This is a genomic window from Candidatus Aquicultor secundus (assembly GCF_002791875.1).
Lineage (GTDB): Bacteria > Actinomycetota > Aquicultoria > Aquicultorales > Aquicultoraceae > Aquicultor_A > Aquicultor_A secundus.
On record NZ_PFNG01000091.1, the window covers coordinates 8,691 to 9,714 of the forward strand.

Annotated in this window: 1 protein-coding gene; it reads right to left on the minus strand. The window is 51.7% G+C overall.

Translation table 11 applies throughout. The features are described 5' to 3' along the window. Positions 1–648, minus strand: a 648-nt coding sequence (locus COY37_RS03805) for a malate dehydrogenase (RefSeq protein ID WP_286976201.1), incomplete at its 3' end; no start/stop codon positions are given. Positions 649–1,024: the final 376 nt, after the last annotated feature.

Genomic DNA, 1,024 nt, shown 5'->3' on the forward strand with positions numbered 1-1,024 from the left:
CACGATCTCGGCGCCGCCGTGCTTGGTCTTGTCGATCACTTCGCGTATTTTCTCATCGCTTAAAAGATCGGTGAGCGGTTTGCCGTTTACCATGGTCAGGCTCACGACAGGCATCATGCTGTCGCCGTGCGCGCCGATCACCATGCCTTCAACGCTCGACATGGGCACATTGAGCGCCTGCGAGATGAAATATTTGTAGCGGGCGCTATCGAGCACGCCGCTCATGCCGAAGACACGGTTCGGAGCATACCCGCTGACTTTCCAGGCTAGATACGCCAAGATATCAACGGGGTTGCTGACCACCAGTATGAGGGCTTCCGGCGCCACACCAACTACATGTGAGATAACCGATTTCATGATCGCGGCGTTCTTGTCGATAAGATCGGTCCTGCTCATCCCCGGTTGGCGCGCAAGACCGGCGGTAATAACGACAATATCCGAGCCCGCAGCGGTGCCGTAATCGGTCGAGCCGGTGATTGTTTTGTCGTACCCCTCAATCGCCCCGGCCTGCATCATATCGAGCGCCTTACCCTTGGCAAGCCCATCCACAACATCAATGAGGGCGATATCCGCCACATTATTCTTAAGAAGCGTATATGCGCAGGTAGCACCGACATTACCCGCACCAATAACAGAAACTTTAGCCATGCAATACTCCTCCAAATCATATTGTGCTAGTAGCTCATGGCTCATGGCTCTCATCCCACACGAAGCAAGATAGCAGCTATTAGCTATGAGCTGTTGTTTATAATGATGTACCACATTATAGCAAAAAAGGGCCGGCCCTTGCCGCCCCAAACCGCTGTAATAAAAAAGGGGCGGATATCATATCCACCCATCTCCCTACATATTATTTCGACCTACCTGTCAAACAACCTCTCGCTCGATGTCATTCTTAACGCCAGCAATTGTCATTCTGAAGGAGCGATTAGCGAATGGTGAACGCCAACAATTGTCATTCTGAACGAAGTGAAGAATCTAGCGGGCACTCACGCACTTCTGTCACTTAAGTGCGTCTAAGCTT